An 8,392-nucleotide genomic window follows, 5' to 3' on the forward strand; every position below is an offset into this window, starting at 1 on the left:
GTCCTGTAACCAGTACAAATTCGAGTGCTTACTCGTCTTCCAGCTCGATGTTAATACCCAGCGAGCGGATCTCTTTCAACAGTACGTTGAAGGATTCCGGCATGCCCGGTTCCATCTGATGGTTGCCGTCAACGATGTTTTTATACATCTTGGTACGGCCGTTGACGTCATCAGACTTCACGGTCAGCATTTCCTGCAGGGTATAGGCGGCGCCGTATGCTTCCAGCGCCCACACTTCCATCTCACCGAAGCGCTGTCCACCGAACTGCGCCTTACCACCCAGCGGCTGCTGAGTAACGAGGCTGTAAGAACCGGTAGAACGCGCGTGCATCTTGTCATCCACTAAGTGGTTGAGTTTCAGCATGTACATGTAGCCAACGGTAACCTGACGCTCAAACTGCTCGCCGGTACGGCCATCAAACAGGGTAATCTGACCGGAAGAAGGCAGGCCGCCGAGCTGCAGCAGCTCTTTGATCTCGCTCTCTTTCGCGCCGTCAAACACTGGCGTGGCGATTGGCATACCTTTTTTCAGGTTCTCTGCCAGACGCAGTACTTCGTCATCGCTGAAGGTATTCAGGTCTACTTTCTGACGCACGTCGGTGCCCAGATCGTAAGCGCGCTGAATAAACTCACGCAGTTTGGAGACTTCTTCCTGCTTTTTCAGCATGGCGTTGATTTTCTCGCCGATGCCTTTAGCAGCCATACCCAGGTGGGTTTCAAGAATCTGACCAATGTTCATACGTGACGGTACGCCCAGCGGGTTCAGTACGATATCGACCGGCGTGCCGTTCTCATCGTATGGCATATCTTCGATCGGGTTGATCTTGGAGATAACACCTTTGTTCCCGTGACGACCTGCCATTTTGTCACCAGGCTGGATCTGACGTTTAACGGCCAGATACACTTTAACGATTTTCAGCACGCCAGGTGCCAGGTCATCGCCCTGAGTGATTTTGCGGCGTTTCGCTTCGAGTTTCTTCTCAAACTCGTGCTTCAGCTCGTCGTACTGCTCCGCCAGCTGCTCCAGCTGACTCTGTTTTTCTTCGTCGGTCAGGCCGAGTTCCAGCCAGCGCTCGCGCGGCAGCTTGTCCAGTTTTTCCGCTTCCACGCCGCCGGAAACCAGCAGGTAGTTGATACGGCTGAACAGGCCGGCTTCGAGGATCTGCAGTTCTTCAGACAGGTCTTTCTTCGCCTGCTTCAGCTGCATCTCTTCGATTTCCAGCGCGCGCTTGTCTTTTTCCACGCCATCGCGGGTAAAGACCTGCACGTCGATAACGGTACCGGACACGCCGTTTGGTACGCGCAGAGAAGAGTCTTTAACGTCAGACGCTTTCTCACCGAAGATGGCACGCAGCAGTTTCTCTTCTGGCGTCAGCTGGGTTTCGCCTTTAGGCGTCACCTTACCAACCAGAATGTCGCCGCCGGTCACTTCCGCACCGATATAAACGATACCGGATTCATCCAGTTTGGAGAGCGCAGCTTCACCCACGTTAGGGATATCAGCAGTGATCTCTTCCGGCCCCAGCTTGGTGTCGCGAGACACACAGGCGAGTTCCTGAATATGGATAGTGGTGAAGCGATCTTCCTGTACCACGCGCTCGGAGACCAGAATGGAGTCTTCGAAGTTGTAGCCGTTCCACGGCATGAACGCGACGCGCATGTTCTGACCCAGCGCCAGCTCGCCCAGATCCGTTGAAGGACCATCGGCCAGCACGTCACCGCGCTCGATTGGCTCGCCCAGGTTGACACACGGCATCTGGTTGATGCAGGTGTTCTGGTTAGAACGGGTGTACTTGGTCAGGTTGTAAATGTCGATACCGGCTTCGCCCGGGTACATCTCGTCTTCGTTAACTTTAATAACGATACGGGACGCATCCACGTACTGAACGGTACCACCACGTTTCGCTACGGCTGTTACACCGGAGTCAACCGCTACCGCGCGTTCCATACCGGTACCAACCAGCGGCTTGTCAGCGCGCAGAGTCGGAACCGCCTGACGTTGCATGTTTGCACCCATCAATGCGCGGTTGGCGTCATCGTGCTCCAGGAACGGGATCAGGGACGCACCGACGGAAACCACCTGCTGGGTGGAAACGTCCATGTAGTCAACCTGGTCGCGGCTGAACAGGCTCGATTCGCCTTTGCTACGGCAGGTCACCAGGTCGTCTACGAAGTGACCTTCGTCGTCGAGGTTGGTGTTTGCCTGAGCGATAACGTAGTTACCCTCTTCAATTGCAGAGAGGTAATGAATTTCGTCGGTCACCACGCCTTCGCGAACGCGACGGTATGGGGTTTCCAGGAAACCATACTCGTTGGTCTGCGCATAAACAGACAGGGAGTTGATCAGACCGATGTTTGGACCTTCAGGCGTTTCGATTGGGCACACGCGACCGTAGTGAGTCGGGTGAACGTCTCGAACTTCAAAGCCTGCACGCTCACGCGTCAGACCGCCCGGGCCAAGTGCAGAGATACGACGCTTGTGCGTAATCTCAGACAGCGGGTTGTTCTGGTCCATAAACTGTGACAGCTGGCTGGAACCAAAGAACTCTTTCACTGCCGCAGAAATCGGCTTGGCGTTGATCATATCCTGAGGCATCAGGGTATCGAGATCGCCCAGGGAAAGACGTTCTTTCACCGCACGCTCAACACGAACCAGACCTACACGGAACTGGTTTTCAGCCATTTCGCCGACGGAACGGATACGACGGTTGCCGAGGTGGTCGATATCATCCACTTCGCCAATACCGTTACGGATACCGATGAGCTTCTTCATCACTTCAATGATGTCGTCTTTGCTCAGGATACCGGAACCTTCGATCTCGTCACGCAGCAGAGAACGGTTGAACTTCATACGGCCAACCGCTGACAGATCGTAGCGGTCTTCCGAGAAAAACAGGTTCTCGAACAGGTTTTCAGCCGCTTCACGCGTTGGCGGTTCGCCAGGACGCATCATGCGGTAGATCTCAACCAGCGCGCTCAGGCGATCGGTGGTTGGGTCGACGCGTACGGTCTCAGAGATGTACGGGCCGTGATCCAGATCGTTGGTAAACAGCGTTTCAATGCGCTTGTGGCCGGACTGGCTCAGCTTGGCCAGCAGATCCAGCGACAGCTCCATGTTCGCGGCAACGATCAGTTCGCCGGTGCTTTCGTCGATGTAATCTTTAGCGACGACTTTACCCGCGATATATTCAACCGGAACTTCGATGTGCTCAACGCCATCTTTTTCCAGCTGACGAATGTGGCGTGCTGTAATGCGACGGCCTTTCTCAACGTAAATAGTACCGTTGGCTTCGATATCGAAGGAGGCAGTCTCACCGCGCAGGCGCTCAGGAACCAGTTCCATCTGCAGCTTGTTGTTGCGGATCTCATACACCACTTTATCGAAGAACAGGTCAAGGATCTGCTCAGTGGTGTAGTTCAGCGCGCGCAGAATGATGGTCGCTGGCAGCTTACGGCGACGGTCAATACGAACGAACAGGTTGTCTTTCGGGTCAAACTCGAAGTCTAACCAGGAACCACGGTAAGGGATGATGCGTGCGTTATACAGCACTTTGCCCGACGAGTGGGTTTTACCCTTATCGCTGTCAAAGAAGACACCAGGACTACGATGCAGCTGAGAAACGATAACGCGTTCTGTACCGTTGATCACAAAGGTACCGTTATCGGTCATGAGCGGAATTTCGCCCATGTACACTTCCTGCTCTTTGATGTCTTTAACGGTGCCTTCTGGCGCTTCACGCTCGTAGATCACCAGGCGCAGTTTTACGCGCAAAGGGGCAGAATACGTGACGCCACGGATCTGACACTCTTTAACATCAAAGACGGGTTCGCCTAAACGGTAGCTGACGTACTGCAGCTCAGAGTTACCGCTATAGCTTTGGATAGGGAATACGGAACGGAATGCCGCTTCCAGACCATATTGACCTTCCGGATCTTGCTCGATGAACTTCTGGAACGAGTCAAGCTGGATAGAAAGGAGATAAGGAATGTCCAGAACCTGCGGACGTTTTCCAAAATCCTTACGAATGCGTTTTTTCTCGGTATAGGAGTAAACCATAGGGTTCCTCAGCTCGCTGAAAAGTAGAACCTCTCTGTCCGTCCAGGGGGGACAGTTCATGCAACACTATTTTGTTGGGCCGGAATGAACATCTTCCGTAATACCTCTTTCTATCACTCTTAAATCATTTCGTTGCCGTGCAAGGCAGGGAACCCTGCGGGGAAGCAATATATTAAGGCGTCGATAGAAAAAGACATTAAGCAAATCAGTGACTAAACGGTGTGAAACGCCACTGACGCTCTACAGCGCAAAAAGGCTGGTGACCAAAAAGTCACCAGCCGTCAGCCTGATTAACTCAGGCTGCAACCTGAAAGGTTGGCTTATTTAACTTCAACTTCTGCGCCAGCTTCTTCCAGAGATTTCTTCAGAGCTTCTGCGTCGTCTTTGCTGATGCCTTCTTTCAGGGCAGCAGGTGCAGACTCAACCAGGTCTTTAGCTTCTTTCAGGCCCAGACCAGTTGCGCCACGTACGGCTTTGATTACGGCAACTTTGTTAGCGCCGATAGCTTTCAGTACAACGTCGAACTCAGTTTTTTCTTCAGCAGCTTCAGCCGGGCCTGCAGCAACAGCTACAGCAGCAGCAGCAGAAACGCCGAATTTTTCTTCCATAGCGGAAACCAGCTCAACAACGTCCATTACAGACATAGCCGCTACTGCTTCCAGAATTTGATCTTTAGTGATAGACATGACAATTGTTCCTGTGAATCAGAAATAGTTTATACGTTAAAGTGCAACGGGCAAAAAGCTTAAGCAGCTTCTTTCGCGTCGCGTACGGCAGCCAGGGTGCGGACCAGTTTGCCTGCAGCGGCTTCTTTCATGGTCGACATCAGACGTGCCAGCGCTTCTTCGTAAGTTGGCAGAGTTGCCAGACGGTCGATATTCGCCGCCGTGATCAGCTCACCTTCAAAGGCCGCAGCTTTGACCTCAAATTTTGCATTCGCTTTCGCGAACTCTTTGAACAGACGAGCAGCAGCGCCCGGGTGTTCCATAGAGTATGCAATCAGGGTCGGACCAACAAACGTGTCTTTCAGGATCTCAAACTGAGTTCCTTCAACGACGCGGCGCAGCAGGGTGTTGCGAACAACACGCATGTAAACGCCAGCTTCACGACCTGCTTTACGCAGTTCAGTCATTTTGTCTACGGTCACGCCGCGGGAATCCGCAACTACCGCAGACAGCGCGCCTTTGGCTACTTCGGTGACTTCAGCAACAATCGCTTGTTTGTCTTGAAGATTTAATGCCATTAGCTTTTGCTCCTGGATTTTGACCGGGGAAGGATTCCCCCGGAACTCACATCACCTGCGACCGAAGTCAGCAGGCGCTCAAACACGGTGAGCAGAATCCAGCAAAGACTATAAAAATATTCTTCAGGTTCTGTCACCGTCTACGCAGGAAATTAAGTTCCTTTCGAAACACCTGCGGTCTTGGACGGAGGCCTGGATAAGGCCAGGCTCCAACCGAAAATTCTGTCTATTCTGCGTCATTCGGATACTGCGTTGGCCGCTCTCGTTCACACCAGTTACATAGCGGGCTATGCTCCCGGCGATTCACTGCTTTGCCGCCTTGTCTCGGTCCGATTGACTTAAATAGAGGTTCTGTATATTTACAGAACAACGGGCCAAAGATTCTAGTCGAAAATTTCGCCCGCGTAAAGCAGATTAGTTAGCTACAGCGTTCAGGCCAGCCTGATCAACTGCCACACCCGCACCCATAGTGGTGGAGATGCTAACTTTCTTGATGAAAACGCCTTTCGCCTGAGAAGGTTTCGCTTTTTTCAGCGCAACCAGCAGGGCTTCCAGGTTTTCTTTCAGCTTATCGGACTCGAAATCAACCTTACCGATAGTGGTATGGATGATGCCGTTTTTGTCGTTACGATAGCGAACCTGGCCCGCTTTAGCGTTTTTAACCGCTTCAGCAACGTTTGGCGTTACGGTGCCAACTTTCGGGTTTGGCATCAGACCGCGTGGGCCCAGAACCTGGCCCAGCTGGCCAACAACGCGCATCGCATCCGGAGAGGCGATAACCACGTCAAAGTTCATTTCGCCTTTTTTGATCTGGTCAGCCAGATCTTCCATACCTACCAGCTCTGCGCCAGCTGCTTTAGCAGCTTCAGCGTTTGCGCCCTGGGTAAATACGGCAACGCGTACTGAACGACCGGTACCGTGTGGCAGTACGGTTGCACCGCGCACGTTCTGGTCAGATTTACGAGCATCAATGCCCAGGTTTACTGCTACGTCAACGCTTTCTACGAACTTGGCCGTTGCCAGTTCCTTCAGCAGAGCGACAGCTTCGTTGATGTCATACTGTTTAGTTGCATCAACTTTGTCACGGATCACGCGCATGCGCTTGGTCAGCTTAGCCATTTCTTAGTCCTCTACCACCAGGCCCATGGAACGAGCAGTACCTTCGATTGAGCGAGTCATCGCTTCAACGTCAGCACCAGTCATGTCCGCAGCTTTGGTTTCTGCGATTTCACGTACCTGAGCGCGTGATACTTTACCTACTTTGTCTTTGTTCGGCTTGCCGGAACCAGACTTGATACCCGCCGCTTTCTTCAGCAGTACAGCTGCCGGAGGCGTTTTGGTAACGAAGGTGAAAGAACGGTCAGAATAAACGGTAATAACAACCGGGATCGGCAGACCTTTCTCAACGGATTCTGTTTTGGCGTTAAACGCTTTACAGAATTCCATGATGTTAACGCCCTGCTGACCCAGTGCCGGACCTACTGGCGGACTTGGGTTTGCCATACCGGCTGCAACCTGCAGCTTGACGTAGGCTTGTACTTTCTTAGCCATGATAATTCCTCTATTGGGTTCAATCGCTCGGCAAAGAGCTCCCCGTAATTAATATTCACGCGCTGTAGCAGCGCATAAAAACAAAAGGCGCGAAATTGTAGGGCAATTTCGCGCCTTCCGCAACCGTTATTCTGGTTATCGGCTTACATTTTATGCAGGCCGATCAGCCTTTCTCAACCTGTCCAAAGTCCAGCTCAACCGGCGTAGCGCGGCCAAAGATGGAAACGGAAACTTTCAGGCGGCTTTTTTCATAATCCACTTCTTCCACCACACCGTTGAAGTCGGCAAACGGACCGTCGTTAACGCGGACCATTTCACCTGGTTCAAACAGGGTTTTCGGACGTGGCTTATCGCCAGCAGACTGCAGGCGGTTCATGATCGCGTCGACTTCTTTATCGCTAATAGGTGCCGGACGATCGGATGTACCACCAATGAAACCCATGACGCGCGGCACGCTGCGCACTAAGTGCCAGCTTGCATCGTTCATGACCATTTGTACCAGAACATAGCCCGGGAAGAACTTGCGTTCGCTTTTGCGACGCTGACCGCCACGGATTTCAACCACTTCTTCGGTTGGCACCATGACGTCGCCAAAAAGCTCTTCCATGTTATGTAATTTGATATGCTCGCGCAGCGACTGGGCTACACGGCCTTCAAAGCCGGAAAACGCCTGAACGACGTACCAGCGCTTTTTTGGAGCTTCAGACATCTCAGAACCTCAGGCCAGTGATAAACGATACCAGACGGACCAGAATACCATCCAGTCCCCACAAAATCAGTGACATCACGGCAGTAACCGCGGCAACGATTAACGTGGTATGCAACGTTTCCTGACGAGTCGGCCAAATAACCTTGCGAACTTCTGTGCGCGCTTCGCGGGCAAAAGCCAGGGTTGCTTTGCCCTTCGTCGTCAGCAGCGCAATGCCACCTGCTGCTGCGATCAGGATTACAACGGCCAGCGCGCGCAGCGGGAGGGTGACTTCACGATAGTAGTAGTTGCCAACCACGGCCACGAGCAGCAGCAGCGCCACCACTAACCACTTTACCGTTTCCAGTCCACGCCCGCTCCCTTGAGCTTCGGTATTAGCACTCATAAACCAACCTGCCACAATAGATCAGAAACTATTTTGCCCCGTAATACGCGGCAACCGAACCGAATAATGCGCTCAGGCGAAACTCGGCATATAACGCCGTGCTACAGAGCCTGCCTCAGCAATGATTATGGTTGAAAATCACTGATGAGCCAGGTTCTATGTTACAGCGTGCAAAAAGGGCATCAAATGATGCCCTCTTCTTGTGCGTTGCGTCAAATATTATCAGCGATTAAGCGATAACTTTAGCAACAACACCCGCGCCAACGGTACGACCACCTTCGCGGATTGCGAAACGCAGACCGTCGTCCATTGCGATTGGGTGGATCAGGGTAACAACCATTTTGATGTTGTCGCCTGGCATAACCATCTCAACGCCTTCCGGCAGCTCGATAGTACCGGTCACGTCAGTTGTACGGAAGTAGAACTGTGGACGGTAGCCTTTGAAGA

Annotated in this window: 7 protein-coding genes and 1 pseudogene; all 8 read right to left on the reverse strand. The window is 52.6% G+C overall.

The window, feature by feature from the left end; translation table 11 throughout:
- Nucleotides 1–28: 28 nt before the first annotated feature.
- Entirely contained in the window at nucleotides 29–4,057 is a 4,029-nt protein-coding gene (gene rpoB / locus QCD69_RS21320; protein ID WP_253456284.1) for a DNA-directed RNA polymerase subunit beta, read from the reverse strand.
- 320 nt (nucleotides 4,058–4,377) lie between these two features.
- A complete protein-coding gene (gene rplL, locus QCD69_RS21325) occupies nucleotides 4,378–4,743 on the reverse strand; it encodes a 50S ribosomal protein L7/L12 (RefSeq protein WP_253456287.1) in 366 nt (121 codons plus the stop codon).
- Nucleotides 4,744–4,802: 59 nt separating this feature from the next.
- Nucleotides 4,803–5,300, reverse strand: coding sequence for a 50S ribosomal protein L10 (gene rplJ / locus QCD69_RS21330; RefSeq protein ID WP_125290945.1), 498 nt, complete (start codon nucleotides 5,298–5,300; stop codon nucleotides 4,803–4,805).
- A gap of 414 nt (nucleotides 5,301–5,714) precedes the next feature.
- Nucleotides 5,715–6,419, reverse strand: coding sequence for a 50S ribosomal protein L1 (rplA, locus tag QCD69_RS21335; RefSeq protein WP_125290944.1), 705 nt, complete (start codon nucleotides 6,417–6,419; stop codon nucleotides 5,715–5,717).
- A gap of 3 nt (nucleotides 6,420–6,422) precedes the next feature.
- Complete coding sequence (gene rplK / locus QCD69_RS21340) at nucleotides 6,423–6,851, reverse strand: 50S ribosomal protein L11 (protein ID WP_125290943.1); 429 nt, start codon at nucleotides 6,849–6,851, stop codon at nucleotides 6,423–6,425.
- A 163-nt stretch (nucleotides 6,852–7,014) separates the two neighbouring features.
- Nucleotides 7,015–7,560, reverse strand: a complete 546-nt coding sequence (gene nusG, locus QCD69_RS21345) for a transcription termination/antitermination protein NusG (protein ID WP_024966040.1) — start codon at nucleotides 7,558–7,560, stop codon at nucleotides 7,015–7,017.
- 1 nt (nucleotide 7,561) lies between these two features.
- Nucleotides 7,562–7,945, reverse strand: a complete 384-nt coding sequence (secE, locus tag QCD69_RS21350; RefSeq protein ID WP_253456291.1) for a preprotein translocase subunit SecE — start codon at nucleotides 7,943–7,945, stop codon at nucleotides 7,562–7,564.
- 229 nt (nucleotides 7,946–8,174) lie between these two features.
- Nucleotides 8,175–8,392, reverse strand: a pseudogene (gene tuf, locus QCD69_RS21355) (elongation factor Tu); the annotation flags it as partial.

It is taken from the genome of Erwinia sp. PsM31 (assembly GCF_030433775.1).
Lineage (GTDB): Bacteria > Pseudomonadota > Gammaproteobacteria > Enterobacterales > Enterobacteriaceae > Erwinia > Erwinia aeris.